This window comes from Chryseobacterium sp. 7 (assembly GCF_003663845.1).
In the GTDB taxonomy this organism is placed as follows: Bacteria; Bacteroidota; Bacteroidia; order Flavobacteriales; family Weeksellaceae; genus Chryseobacterium.
The window spans coordinates 4,213,709-4,227,399 of the sequence record NZ_RCCA01000001.1 but is presented as its reverse complement, the minus strand read 5'-3'; the positions used below and the strand labels follow the sequence as shown (position 1 = coordinate 4,227,399).

Genomic DNA, 13,691 nt, shown 5'->3' with positions numbered 1-13,691 from the left:
TGAAAAACAGGTGCTTAATTGTGTTGTGTGGTAAGCGGTATCTGAAAAAAGCTAAAATTTCTTAATAAAAACATAAGAAAACCTTAATGAGGTGTGGGAGCAGGCTGTTCTAATTTTGCACCTAATCAAAAAGGAGATCATGAATGTATTTAAAATCCCTGTCTCAGTCACTTATTTAACGGGAAGGGTATTACTTATTGGTGCAATATCAGCTTCACCGATGTTCCTCGCTCAGAAAAAAGACAGCTTAAAAGAAAGATCCATCGACGAGATTGTTGTTGTTGGATATGGAACACAGAAAAAAAGTAAAGTTTCCGGGGCTGTTTCGGAGGCTTCACTGGATAAACTTACTTCCAGATCTTTATCCGGAGTAGGAGAAGTGCTTCAGGGTAAAGCTCCCGGAGTAACTGTAGTGAACGAAGGTGGAGATCCTAACGGAGCACCTAAGGTAAATATTCGTGGTCTGGGAGGAATCAACGGAGAAACTCCCCTTTATGTAGTAGACGGGGTGGTTTTCAACGGTACTCCTTCTATTAATCCCAACGATATTCAGGATATTTCTGTGCTTAAAGATGCTTCCGCGGCTATTTACGGAGCTAGATCTTCCGGCGGGGTTATTCTTATTACCACTAAAAAAGGTAAAAAAGGAAATCTTACGGTAGATTTAGATGTTAAATATGGATTGAATGAAGCTTGGAGACTGAAAGAATCTCTGAACGCAGCAGAATTCCAGGATGTAATGTACAAAGCCTATGAAAATGCCGGAAAACTGGGAAGCTTACCCATAGCTTTTAATCCTGCCCAATATCCGGACGGAAGAATTACCAGAACAGACTGGATGAAAGAAATCTTCAGAACAGGAACCATTCAGGAATATAATGTGAACCTGAGTGGAGGAAGTGAAAAATCCAGATATTTTGTGGGGATGAACCATAGAAACCTGGAAGGAATCTTACTGAATACTCAAGCAAAACGATATAATTTCAGAGTCAATTCTGAACATAAAGTAAAAGACTGGCTGACCATCGGAGAAAATATGTACTATAATTACTCTGACGGAAATACAGCAGATACCAAAAGTGGGTATACAGGTGCATTGGTAGCTGCCATGTATTATCCACCCAATGTTCCGGTATACACTCCCAACGGTGCCTTTTCAGGATTGCCAATTGACGTGGCAGGAGGATATGGAGATATGATCAACCCGGTGGCTTATCTTCAAAGAATCAGCATAAGAAATCCTACCCATGAGATTTTAATTAATCCTTATGCTGAAATTACATTGGCAAAAAATTTAAAATTCCGTTCCAATTTTTCACAGACTTTTAAATTGGGTACTGTAAAAAACTTTACCTACAGAGTTTTGGAAGTAGGGAAAATTTTCGATACCAATAATTTGGAATACCAATCTAATAATTCTTCCACAGCACTTGCGGAGCAGTTATTAACATATAAAATTTCAGCAGGACAGCATAATTTTGATTTCCTTGGAGGTTTTACATTTCAGAAAACAATTGATGATGGTTTTGTTGCAAAATCGTACGATTTCAGAAGTGAAGCTGAGGTTTTCCAACATCTTCAGAATGCTGCAGATACTAATAAAGATGTTTCCAGCTACAGATTCAAACAATCTTTGGTTTCTTATCTTGCGAGAGTAAACTACGATTATGCCGGGAAATATATCGTTAGCTTATTGGGAAGACGTGATGGTTCTTCACTCGTAGCAAAACAGAACAGATTTGCTAATTACTATGCGGTTTCCGGTGCTTGGGTAGTTTCGAAAGAAAATTTCATGCAGGATATTTCTTGGCTTTCCAGTCTTAAATTGAGAGGAAGTTATGGTATTTTAGGAAATCTTGGAGGAATTTCGCCACAGGCAGTGAATCCGTTGATGACCAGAGATAATAATGTCATTTTCGGGCAGGATCCTTCTCAGAATATTGCTTATTATGCTACTACACGTCCTAATCCTGATTTGAAATGGGGAAAATCTGAGCAGACTAACTTCGGGGTGGATGCTTCATTCCTTCACAACAGTCTTTCTTTACAGTTCGATTACTTTGTGAAGAATTCCAAAGATCAAATCTTCAATGTAAGTTTGCCAAGTACGGCAACGTATAATAATCAATATGTAAATGCCGGATTATTTCAGGATAAAGGATATGAATTAGGAATCAATTACAACAAGGTTATTTCAGATGACTTTACATTCTCTGTAGGTGCTACAATGAGTCAACTAAAAAACACGGTGAAGCAGCTTGCTAATGTAGATGAGATTTTTATCAATGATAACGGAGTAAGAGGAGTATTGAAACCAACCCGTGTGAAAGTAGGTGATCCTCTCTATTCTTTTTATGGTTATAAAACTGGCGGAATTTTCCAGACTCAGGAAGAAATCAACAATTATAAGGATGCCAACGGAAATCTTATCCAGCCGAATGCTAAGCCGGGAGATATTAAATTCCTGAAAAAAGAAGGGAATACAGGAGTGCTCAATAATAATGACTTCGTCAATCTTGGAAGCCCGTATCCTAAGTTCTCTTATGGATTCTCTTACAACATGACGTGGAAAAACTTTGATCTGAATTTATTCTTCCAGGGAGTTTACGGAAATAAAATATTCAACGGAATGAAATTTATTTCATTGAACCCAGGCGGAACAGGACAAAATTATAATATGGACAGAGATATTCTGAATGCATGGACTCCTCAAAACACTAATACTGATATTCCAAAACTGGTACACGGTGATCCGAATGGTAATTATTCAAAAGTATCAGATTTCTATGTGGAAGACGGATCTTACTTAAGACTGAAGAACCTTACCATTGGATATTCACTACCAAAAGAACTGTACAGAAAACTGGATGTAAACAAGGTGAGAATCTATGTGACTTCCAACAACCTGTTTACGATAACGAAATATACGGGATTTGATCCTGAAGTAGGAATGAACTCTTATGGAGTAGATACCGGAAGATATCCTCAGGCACGCTCATTCATCTTTGGAGTGGAGGTGGGATTATAATTTTTAACCAACAAAAAGTAAAAAAATGAAATTTTTCAATAAAATATTTTTAGTATCTGGACTATCTGTTATGCTTCTGTCATGTACAGGAGAGCTGGATGTTCAGCCGGAAGGAACGCCTACAGAAGCCAGTTTCTGGAAAACCGAAAATGACCTGATTACCGGAGCAAATGCAATGTATAAACCTTTATTCGATGGAGAGTTTTATGGAAGAGGTTTATTTTGGTTTATCAATGCCAGTGATGATATGGTAACCGGAAGAGCGAAAAGTGAAGCGGATAATGCTAAAAACTTCAGCAGTAATTATATTGCGGCAGGTGATCTTGAAACTCAATGGAATAAAAGATACAATGTTATCGGAGTTGCCAACCGTGTGATCCGTAATGTTGATAATATTCAGACTTCACAGGCGATTAAAAATAAATACCTGGGAGAAGCTTTGTTCATGAGCAGCAGAATGTATTTTGAACTGGCTTATTCTTACGGAAATGAAAAAGCCGGAGTACCTATTATTGACCGTTCAAAAGATCCGGACCCCAATCCAATCCCAAGAGCAGCCAACGTAATGGAAAATTACACTTACATTGTGAACGACCTGAAAAGAGCAGCAGAATTATTACCTACACAGGCAGAACTTCCCGCAAAAGATTACGGAAGACCTCATAAAGCAGCCGCATGGGCATTGTTAGCAAAAGTATATCTGTTTATGAAAGACTGGCAGAATGCGGAATTCTGGGCTAATGAAGTAATGACCAAAGGAAACAGGGCTTTGCTTGGTAATTTTGCGGATGTTTTCAAAGCAGATAATAACTACAGTTCAGAATACATCTGGTCTATCCCGGGAACGCCTAAGTTTACAGCTTGGGGAAGTATTCTTCCTGGCGTAATGCTTGAAAATAAAGGTTGGGGAGAATATAACGGATGGGGATATTTCCAGCCTACTAAAGAATTGTATGATGAGTACGAAACCGGAGATCTTAGAAGAAGTACTACCATCCTTAAAACCGGAGATCAATTTACTTTTAACGGAAAGGTAAGAACATATGCTTCTACCAATTCTCTTACCGGATATCAGTTCAATAAATATATGGATGCCTTCAAATATCAGCTGAATAGTGGTCACGTAAGTGCCAACGGAGATTATCCATGTACAGATCTTGCCGTTCCTATTATGCGTTATGCTGAGGTAATTCTGATTAAAGCAGAAGCTTTGCTGATGCAGGGGAAATCTGCCGATCAGGAAATCAATATGATCAGAGTACGTGCAGGCTTAAGTGCGAAAAATGGATGTACAATGGCAGATCTGAAACATGAAAGACGTTGCGAACTGGCAGGTGAATGGGCAGACAGACACAGAGACCTTGTACGCTGGGGAGATGCGCAGGCAGCTTATTCGAAGCCTCTGCATGGGATCAACGGGCAGGTTGTGTGGGCGGCAAGAAACTTTAATCCGGCTATACATAATGTTTGGGCAGTTCCACAGGCTGAAATCGTAAACAGTCACGGGATCATTAAACAAAATGAAGGCTGGTAACATTTTAATCTTTTATATAAGCCACTATATCATTGCAGAAGTTTCTGTGATGATATAGTTTTTTCACGGGGATGTAAACTGGTCTTTCCAGTTGACTTATAAAACAATTTAAGAATGAAATTATCAAAAATATTAGCTGTACTGGCTTTGGCTGTTTTTTCCGAAAATCAGGCACAAAATTATTTAAACTACAATGTCGGGAACGCCCATTCACATAATGACTATATGCAGGAAATTCCTTTCTGGCAGGCTTATTATGCTCAATTTGGTTCTATTGAGGCAGATGTGTTTCTGGTAAAGGGCAAACTTTGGGTTGCTCATACCGAAAAGGAACTTTCGGAAGACAGAACACTGGAAAATCTTTATCTAGACAATATCTCGAAACAGATTAAACTTAACAAAGGAAATATTTATCCCGATGCCAATAAAAAGCTTCAACTGCTGATTGATATTAAACAGGATTATAAAACATCATTGGCAGCTTTGGTCAGTACATTAAAGAAATATCCGGAGATCACAGGAAATTCGGGAATTAAAATTGTTATTACCGGAGGAAGACCTCAGCCTGAAGATTTTAAAAACTATCCAGGCTATTTTTATTTCGACGGAGATCTTGACAAAAACTATTCTGCAGATCAGCTGAAAAGAATAGGAATGTTCAGTGCAGATCTTCCGGGATTGGTAAAATGGAATGGAAAAGGAATTCCAAGGGATGAAGAAACGCAAAAAATCAAAACAGCAGTAGACAAAGCACATGCTCAGCAGAAACCCGTTCGTTTTTACGGAGCTCCGGATTTTCCTAATGCATGGGTAAATCTGATGGATTTGGGAGTGGATTATATCAATACCGATCATATTCCAGACCTCAAAAAATTCATGAATACGATTCCCAAAAACTTTTATAAAAATACAAAAGAATACACCACTTACTCGCCAACTTACCAATCAGATGGTGTGGAGAAAAAAGTAAAGAATGTGATTCTTCTTATTCCGGACGGAACTTCTTTACCACAATATTATGCTGCCTTTACCGCAAATAAAGGTAAGCTGAATGTTTTCAACATGAAATCCACAGGACTTTCCAAAACCAATTCTTCCAATGCTTACATCACAGATTCTGCACCGGGCTCTACAGCATTTGCGACTGGTGTGAAAACCAAAAATACTTTTGTGGGAGTTGATAATATGGGAAAAGCATTAGCACAAATCCCTGATATTATTGCTGAAAAAGGAATGACTTCCGGATTGATTTCCACAGGAGATGTTACAGATGCTACGCCTGCAGATTTCTATGCACATTCGGATAACAGAAACAGTTCTGAACCTATTCTGAAAGATTTTGCAGCTTCAAAAACAAAAATCCTGATAGGTGGTCCTACAAGCGGACTATCTCAGGAGAATATTCAGAAATTTAAAGATGCTAAAATAGATCTCTATAAGGATTTAAAATCAGTAACTAAAATAAATAACCGTACCCTGGTTATTGATCCTCTGGCTTCACAAAGAATAACCAATGGAAGAGGAAACTGGCTGGCAGATGCCTTTGATCTTACTTTAAATGATCTAAAAAACAATAAAAAAGGATTCTTCATGATGATTGAAGCTTCCCAGACAGATGGCGGAGGCCATAGCAATAATATAGAACAGCTTGTTACAGAATTACTGGATTTTGATCATGTAGTAGGAAAGGCCATGAAATTTGCTGATGAAAATAAAGAAACCTTAGTAATTGTTGTGGGAGATCATGAAACAGGAGGATTAACCCTTTTAGACGGGAGTCTGAAAGAGGGCTGGGTATTTGGAAATTTCAGTACGAATGATCATACCTCTATTCCATCAAGTGTTTTTGCTTACGGACCAAATTCAAAAGAATTCACGGGATTGTTTGAAAACACTGAGATCTTTAATAAAATATTGGCTGCTTACGGAATTCAGAAATAACTTTTAATTGATACTTTTACTTTTACAAAGAGAGACTGTTTCATATTTGAGACAGTCTTTTTTGTTATTAATTTATTTAAAAATAAAAAGACTGCCCCAAAAAAGAGAGACAGCCTTTGAGTATATCTAACAAATAATAATTTAGAAATTTGTTTTAACGATTAATTCAGACAATTCAGCATTCACAAAGTCAATCGGCATTACCCCGAAAGATCCTTTAGTATTCGTCTGGAAGAATGTTTTAAGCTTTGGATTAATAGCATTGGATACGGTAGGAATACTAGGAATTCCGAAGATTCCAGGTTTATAACCGCTGGTGAAATTCACGAAAAGTTTCCCATTCGTATCATTTTTAGCTTCATTAAGAAGGCTGGAAATCCCATTCCACTTATCATCATTGTTGGTTACTTTATAATAATCCTGTACTTTTAACTGTACCCCGGAATTGTTGATATCAAAAGTGGTATTATCCGCCCATGGTGAAGCATTGATCCCTTTAGTTGTTCCTGAAGAGAATCTTCTTAACAATTTGATCTTTCCTCTTACAGCACCTAATGTAGGAATGTTTGCACCAAGATCCCATTTTGAAGGGTTTTTCTGTACATAAGAATCAAATGTCTGTTCAAAACTTCTGGTTGTATTCGAAGCATCATATTCCTCTTTTACAGACATAATGATTGTTTCAGATGGATGACTGTTAAGGAATGCATAACACGCATTCAATACATCATCAAAATTCAGATTCTGGTAAATCGCTCCGTGATGAATAGCGAAAGCATTGTCAATATGTCTGCAACGGATATCCAGAAAACGAACTCCTGCATTCAGTTGTTCTGCAATGCTGAGGTCTTGAGTTTTAGCCGTGCCTGATACTACAGGAGCATCTACACGTGCTCCGGAATCATGAGTTCCGGGAATGGAGATTTTTGAAATCGAAATATTGTCCTGAAGACCAGACATCCAGCTGTTCATCTCAATAGGAGCTAATGAAGCTCTGTTGCTCGATTTTGCAAAAGAAGCTAAATTGTTTTCATTAGAATCCCTTTCAATAAGACTGTCATTGGAACAGGAGAAAAAGATAGATGCAGTAAACACTCCAAGAGTAATGGCTGTTATACGTTTCATGCTTTGTTTGAACATAGTTTTTTATTTTTTAAGGTAGCTTAAAAGTAAGAATATATCAAAGTATAAGGAGTTAATTTAACTTTAAGAGATGATTAAGTTGGTATAAAGCCAGGGAACTTGAAGATAGAAGTCTGATTTTCTTGACGCAAAGTTTATTTTTAGTTTCGGAGATATGAAGGAAGCAAAGAATGGAATCAATTACATTGATTCTTTCTAAGCGAAAATATTTCCACAAAGCTTCATCAACGACAAAGTCGGAATTCTTTGCCTTCTGAAATAACAAATAGGAATCATTAAACCTTTGCGTTTGAAAAATTGAGTAATAAGATTTCCATCCTAAAAAATAAAATCCTCCTTCAACCCGGGAAGCTTAAACTTGTGTTCCCCGATTTTGAAATTATCCATTTTGATGAGGTTCTGAAGTTTGTGAGTAAACTCCTTGTGAAAATCCTGAGGTATTTTCGCATTATCATCACAGGAAGAATAGTTCTTGTCTACAATTACTTTTCCCGTAGAAAAATTAATTTCATTGGTGAAACTGAAATCACAGGTGTCTTCAAAATGATCAAGTGATCCTATCAGATAGAAATCTCCGTTTTGAAACCTGAAAGTATGTTTGTATTGCTGAGTATGCCTGGAATTGGTAAAAAATGATTGGTTGATACGAAAGCTGTTATTTTTTATGGTGACTTCAAGCGTATTGTCAGAAGGATAGAAGCCGGTTCCGCTTGAAAAAAGAATGTCGGAATTTTCTTTCCATATCTTTAGCCCATTATTTTCTTTTTTCAGAATATAGAAAACTCTTTTATAGTCTGTGGTGCCCTCCAGGTTTCGGTCGTCAGATGCTTTTATGTTGGTATTAAAGATCAGTACCAATTCATCTGTTCCATCTTTGTCCAGATCACCTGTGGCTTCTGCAATTTGGGTATATCCTTTCGGAACCGCAAAGTTTTTCAGAGTCTGAGCAGATAAACCACAAACAGATAAAACAAACAAAATGGAAAAGAAAGGTTTCATCATTATTATATTTAATTTGCTTAAACTTTTGTTTTTGAAACATTAAGATTGTATTAAAGCTTTAAGAGTATTAAGGTAAGCTTCGCTATAAGCTTAAAATCAGAATGATTCATCTTAACTATACTTTATTTCTTAAATCCTTCTTAATGATTTTAGTATATAGTCAGTTTTTTTCATACGTTTAAACAGCTTCATTATGAAAATGTGGTAATCTGAAATAAAAATCATTTTCAAATTACCACATTTTTGTGTCACATTAATGAGTCAGTATGCTTCCAAGATCTTTCCAAAACATTGGATAAGACTTTTCTACCACATCTTCATCTTCAATATTCAGTTCTTTAATCAGGCAGAACGGAGCAAAGCTCATCGCCATTCTGTGATCCTGATAGGTTTTGACTGAAATATCATCTTGTGGCTCTCCGAAACGGATGGATTGAATGGTTAAATCTGTAATTTCTGTTTCAGTACCCAGTTTTTTAAGCTCATTATATAAAGCAAGAAGCCTGTCGGTTTCCTTTACTCTTAAGGTCCCCAATCCGGAAATCTCAAAAGGGGTTTTTAAAGCTGCCGCAGTTACACAAAGGGTTTGTGCAATATCCGGACAGTCATTCATATCCAGAACAATTTTTTCCGGGAAAGAAAAATCTGGCTGAGGTTCCAGGGTGAGTTGATGCTTATCTTCTGAGAATGTAGTTTTGATTCCGAAGAACTTCTCGTAGATATCAGCAATGGCGGAATCTCCTTGCGTTGATTCTTTGTAAAAGCTTTTCAGGTGAATGGTTTTTCTTCCCAGCGCACAAATAGAGTAGAAGTAAGAAGCCGAACTCCAGTCGCTTTCCACTTCATAATGCACTACAGCAGAATCATTAGGAACGAAAGGTTCTACTTTAATTGTATTTCCTTCAAAACTGCTTTGGATGCCAAATCTGGTCAGGATATCAAGTGTCATTTCAATATAAGATCTTGAAGTAACATCACCTACAAGGTTAATCACCAATCCGTTTTCAAGTTTTCCTGCAATAAGAAGAAGAGATGTAATGAATTGGCTTGAAATATTGGCCGGAACATTCACAGAAGTCTGAGTGATCTTTCTTCCGGTAATTTTTAAAGGAGGAAATCCTTCATTTTCCATATATTCAATTTCTACTCCAAGATCTCTCAAAGCCGTTACCAGATTTTTGATAGGTCTTTCTTTCATTCGTCCGGAACCCGTAAGAATAGTTGTTTTTCCTTCCTGAATAGAATAATAAGATGTAAGAAAACGCATTGCCGTTCCTGCATGATGAATGTCTACCACGTCTGTATTCTCGGATAATGCTTTTTTCAGCAGCTGAGTATCCTGAGAATTGGAGAGATTTCCGATTTTTATATTGCTAAACAAACTTTCCAGAATCAATAAACGATTCGAAATACTTTTCGAACCGCTGATCTGTACTATTGTATCACCTATTAATTTTGATTTTTCTAGCTTCATTATGATCTACATTATCTTTAAAAATGATGAGTTAAAAATTCATTTGTAATTCATAACTCATCATGTATCATTATTTCAATTTTTCGTTATTCTGATGCCGGACTTTATCGCGGTCAGTTTTTATTTTCATTTTTCTGTCGAAGGCATCCTGCAGATTCACCCCAGTTTGATTGGCCAGGCACAACGTTACAAAAAGCACATCTGCCAGTTCTTCGCCAAGATCTTTAGTCTTGTCGCTTTCCTTTTCGCTTTGTTCACCATATCTTCTGGCAATAATTCTTGCTACTTCGCCTACTTCTTCTGTCAGCATTGCCATGTTAGTAAGTTCATTAAAGTATCTCACTCCAATGGTTTTGATCCATTCATCTACCTGCTGCTGTAATTGTGTAATCTCCATTATTGATAAGCTCCTAACGTTGGATTTGTAGTTCTGGAAACTCCCACAATATCAAAAGGAACCGTTGCTGCTACCGTTGTATTTCCTTTTCCAAGGGCTGGTGAACCAGGTTTTACTCTTAAATTCATTTTAGCCATGAAATAATTGACAAACTGAGGATCGGTATTCTTAGTGGTTTGCACTACACGTGGATTATTATCAAAAGTGAAGCCTGCACCCGTTGCGCTGGTATATTTGATTAATGAATTTTGAAGTAAGAATTCAAACTGCTGCCCCGGGGTTTGTTCGAAATGAACGGCATCATCCCTGTCAGAATATACAATACTGTTTTTGATATCAAGCTGCTGCAAAGCTCCCTGCTGTGTTTGCCCGGCATCATTCTTCCATTCATTGGCTGCAAAAATTCCTGTTCTGTCGTAAGAACTCATTGTTTTAGAATAGTTCGCAATAGTGGCGTGGGTATAACTATGTTTGCCACCCAATACGATTCCGATACATGATAAGCCACAATTGTTCATCACCAGGTTATTGGCATTCACGGTAGATCCTACCGCATATATTCCATATTCAAAGAAAGTATGGATGAATGAGTTGGTAATCGTAGCGTTGGTTTGTCTCATATCAAGACCTCTCGTTCCTCCAAAAAGTCTTGCATGATTCATATTAAGGGTGGAATTGGCTTCCATTCTGATAGAATTCCAGTTTTTAGGAATTGTATCATAACGAGGATCATTTCTGTCACCACGCAGAATAACCTGATCAGTCTGGGTTCCGTTAATATTTAAAACCGCTCCGGAAGAAACTTTCATTCCGCTGTTTTTATGGAAGTAAACCTTAGTTCCGGCATTGATATCCAGTGTTACACTAGGGTTGATAGTAAGATTTCCGTAGATGATCTTGGCTTTATTGTTATTCCATGTGGTAGAACTGGTAATGATATTCGGATTGCCGGGGGTCTGGATAAAGAATTCAGCATCCTGTACCACAGAAAATAATGTCACATGCTGCTGTCCGGCAGGACCGGTGAAAAGTACCTTATCTTCGGCAATAGCTTCAGGTCCGGTAGCTTCAGGGGCAATTTCAACAAATATATAAAGACTGTCTTTCTTTCTTAAAGGGACGTTTTGAAAATCATAGCCCGGTTTTCCATCCACATTGATTCTATATAACGATGCCGCACCATTTTCAAGGTTTACTCTTGGGATCAGGATATCTTTATCTTCATTATTATATACCTTTACAACATAGGTTTCTGAACGTACCTGATGATATACTGTGTCACAGAAAACCGTGTCACTTGAGAACCTTAGTTGTTGTGTAGGGCTGTCAAACGTTATGTCATCCTTATTACATGATACAGCTGCAAGTAACATCCAGAAGGAAAAAGCCAGTAATAATTTGAATTTCATTGAAATTAAAGTTTAAGTAAGTTCCAAATTTAACGAAAATACTTTGAATTTCTTATCTCTAAAAAAATATTGAATACAGTATTTGGAATTTAGAAAAAATGTTGTATTTTTGCAACCTAAAATTTAGCAGAGAAATATCCATTACTATTTCGAAAGCAAACTTAATTTTTTTAAAAATAGTATTATGAAAAACGGAATCCACCCAGAAAATTATAGACTTGTTGTTTTCAAAGATATGAGTAACGACGAGGTGTTTCTTTGCAAGTCTACTGCAGAAACAAAAGACACTATCGAGTACGAAGGACAAGAGTACCCTCTAATCAAAATGGAAATCTCTTCAACTTCTCACCCTTTCTACACTGGTAAAGTAAAACTAGTTGACACTGCAGGTAGAGTTGATAAGTTCATGAACAAATACAAAAAATTCGCTAAGTAATTTTTGTATACTTATAAAATATAGAAGTCTTCCAATTTTTTGGAAGACTTTTTTTATTGTAAATTTGTTAACCTTGAATTTTAAACTTTAAACCAAAAACTGAATGATGCAATTGGTATTTTCAGATGCACAATATTGGGAAGACTTTCTTCCGCTTACTTTTACCCGCCCAGTTGCTGCGATGCGATGCGGAATTCTTACATTCTCCGAAAGATGGCAGAAAATTCTTGATAATACTGAGGTTTCATACTTCACAGAAATGTATCTTCAGGATAAATTTAAAAGTCCGGAGGAAAAAGAAAGTCTCTTTTTAGTTCCGAATTTCCTTCCTACAGAAACCGTAATTCAGCAGATTAAAGATCTTAAGCAAGGCGAGGCATTGGTTTATGAAGACGAATTGATTGCGGCTAAAATTAATATGAAAGGTTTTTCTCTGAATCAGATTGAAAAAATGACGGATATTAAAGAAGAACTTGTTTTCTTCAAAAGACCGAAAGATCTGTTTTCTTATAATCACCATGCCATTGATTTCGATTTTGAACTGCTTACCAAAGGAAGAGTCTCACAAGAATTGTCATCTACAAACGGTTTTTTAGGAGATAAGAAAGATCTGTTCATTGAAGAAGGTGCCGAAATTGAATTTTCTACGCTGAATACCAAAACCGGAAAAATTTATATTGGAAGAAATGCTGAAGTAATGGAGGGCTGCCACCTGCGTGGACCTATCACATTAGGAGAAGATTCCAAATTTAATCTTGGGGCTAAAATTTATGGAGCTACCACTATAGGGCCTCACTGTAAAGTAGGGGGGGAAGTGAATAACATTATCATTTTCGGATATACGAGTAAAGGGCACGAAGGTTTTGTAGGGAACTCGGTAATAGGAGAGTGGTGCAACTTTGGTGCTGATACCAATTCTTCCAATCTGAAAAATAATTACAGCCACGTAAAACTTTGGAATTACAGAACAAAAGCATTTGAAGATACAGGCTTACAATTTGCGGGTCTGATTATGGGAGATCATTCCAAAACAGCCATCAATACTCAGTTGAATACAGGGACGGTAATTGGAGTAGCATCTAACATATTTAAGCCAGGCTTTCCACCAAACCTTGTAGAAAATTTCTCTTGGGGCGGATTGAAAGACGATGAAAGATTTAAGCTTGATAAAGCATATGAAGTAGCAGAAAGAGCCATGGCAAGAAGAAAAGTTGCTTTAACAGAAGAAGATAAAGCGATTATGAAACATATTTTTGATACGTATTAATACAATTATAATAAAAAACTTCAATTTTTTTGAAGTTTTTTTATTTTTGATGTAATAGAT

At 36.9% G+C, this 13,691-nt stretch carries 10 protein-coding genes; 5 read left to right on the top strand and 5 right to left on the bottom strand.

Going from position 1 to position 13,691, the window contains the following annotated elements:
• The first annotated feature begins 139 nt into the window (after positions 1-139).
• The 3 genes from CLU97_RS19415 (at position 140) to CLU97_RS19405 (ending at position 6,503) form a co-directional block, all read left to right on the top strand.
• Positions 140-3,028: a SusC/RagA family TonB-linked outer membrane protein gene (locus tag CLU97_RS19415; protein WP_121489391.1), complete on the top strand. Its 2,889-nt coding sequence runs from the start codon at positions 140-142 to the stop codon at positions 3,026-3,028.
• Between the two features lie 25 nt (positions 3,029-3,053).
• On the top strand, positions 3,054-4,562 hold the full coding sequence (locus CLU97_RS19410; protein WP_121489390.1) for a RagB/SusD family nutrient uptake outer membrane protein: 1,509 nt from the start codon (positions 3,054-3,056) through the stop codon (positions 4,560-4,562).
• Positions 4,563-4,676: 114 nt separating this feature from the next.
• Positions 4,677-6,503, top strand: coding sequence for an alkaline phosphatase (locus tag CLU97_RS19405; protein WP_121489389.1), 1,827 nt, complete (start codon positions 4,677-4,679; stop codon positions 6,501-6,503).
• A 141-nt stretch (positions 6,504-6,644) separates the two neighbouring features.
• On the opposite strand, the gene CLU97_RS19400 is transcribed toward CLU97_RS19405, so the two are convergent.
• The 5 genes from CLU97_RS19400 to CLU97_RS19380 form a co-directional block, all read right to left on the bottom strand.
• Entirely contained in the window at positions 6,645-7,628 is a 984-nt protein-coding gene (locus tag CLU97_RS19400) for a phosphatidylinositol-specific phospholipase C (protein ID WP_228437809.1), read from the bottom strand.
• Between the two features lie 336 nt (positions 7,629-7,964).
• Positions 7,965-8,648: a hypothetical protein gene (locus tag CLU97_RS19395; protein WP_121489387.1), complete on the bottom strand. Its 684-nt coding sequence runs from the start codon at positions 8,646-8,648 to the stop codon at positions 7,965-7,967.
• 253 nt (positions 8,649-8,901) lie between these two features.
• Positions 8,902-10,122: a 3-phosphoshikimate 1-carboxyvinyltransferase gene (locus CLU97_RS19390; RefSeq protein ID WP_121489386.1), complete on the bottom strand. Its 1,221-nt coding sequence runs from the start codon at positions 10,120-10,122 to the stop codon at positions 8,902-8,904.
• A 70-nt stretch (positions 10,123-10,192) separates the two neighbouring features.
• Positions 10,193-10,519 (bottom strand): nucleotide pyrophosphohydrolase, encoded by a 327-nt coding sequence (locus tag CLU97_RS19385; RefSeq protein WP_121489385.1) that lies wholly within the window; start codon positions 10,517-10,519, stop codon positions 10,193-10,195.
• Positions 10,519-11,928, bottom strand: coding sequence for a hypothetical protein (locus CLU97_RS19380; protein ID WP_121489384.1), 1,410 nt, complete (start codon positions 11,926-11,928; stop codon positions 10,519-10,521). Before CLU97_RS19380 ends, CLU97_RS19385 begins: the two co-directional genes overlap by 1 nt.
• Before the next feature lie 184 nt (positions 11,929-12,112).
• Here CLU97_RS19380 and CLU97_RS19375 point away from each other — a divergent pair, with 184 nt between their 5' ends.
• Together CLU97_RS19375 and CLU97_RS19370 are read left to right on the top strand one after the other, a co-directional pair.
• Positions 12,113-12,364 (top strand): type B 50S ribosomal protein L31, encoded by a 252-nt coding sequence (locus tag CLU97_RS19375; protein ID WP_002976190.1) that lies wholly within the window; start codon positions 12,113-12,115, stop codon positions 12,362-12,364.
• 106 nt (positions 12,365-12,470) lie between these two features.
• Positions 12,471-13,631, top strand: coding sequence for a GlmU family protein (locus CLU97_RS19370; RefSeq protein WP_183084642.1), 1,161 nt, complete (start codon positions 12,471-12,473; stop codon positions 13,629-13,631).
• The last annotated feature ends 60 nt before the right edge of the window (positions 13,632-13,691 follow it).

What these genes read in the sequence shown, in the direction of transcription:
- CLU97_RS19370 (WP_183084642.1), top strand. Translation starts at nt 12,471, where the DNA reads ATGCAATTGGTATTTTCAGATGCACAATATTGGGAAGACTTTCTTCCG.
- CLU97_RS19415 (WP_121489391.1), top strand. Translation starts at nt 140, where the DNA reads ATGAATGTATTTAAAATCCCTGTCTCAGTCACTTATTTAACGGGAAGG.
- CLU97_RS19385 (WP_121489385.1), bottom strand. Translation starts at nt 10,519, where the DNA reads ATGGAGATTACACAATTACAGCAGCAGGTAGATGAATGGATCAAAACC.
- CLU97_RS19410 (WP_121489390.1), top strand. Translation starts at nt 3,054, where the DNA reads ATGAAATTTTTCAATAAAATATTTTTAGTATCTGGACTATCTGTTATG.
- CLU97_RS19380 (WP_121489384.1), bottom strand. Translation starts at nt 11,928, where the DNA reads ATGAAATTCAAATTATTACTGGCTTTTTCCTTCTGGATGTTACTTGCA.
- CLU97_RS19390 (WP_121489386.1), bottom strand. Translation starts at nt 10,122, where the DNA reads ATGAAGCTAGAAAAATCAAAATTAATAGGTGATACAATAGTACAGATC.
- CLU97_RS19405 (WP_121489389.1), top strand. Translation starts at nt 4,677, where the DNA reads ATGAAATTATCAAAAATATTAGCTGTACTGGCTTTGGCTGTTTTTTCC.
- CLU97_RS19395 (WP_121489387.1), bottom strand. Translation starts at nt 8,648, where the DNA reads ATGATGAAACCTTTCTTTTCCATTTTGTTTGTTTTATCTGTTTGTGGT.
- CLU97_RS19375 (WP_002976190.1), top strand. Translation starts at nt 12,113, where the DNA reads ATGAAAAACGGAATCCACCCAGAAAATTATAGACTTGTTGTTTTCAAA.
- CLU97_RS19400 (WP_228437809.1), bottom strand. Translation starts at nt 7,628, where the DNA reads ATGAAACGTATAACAGCCATTACTCTTGGAGTGTTTACTGCATCTATC.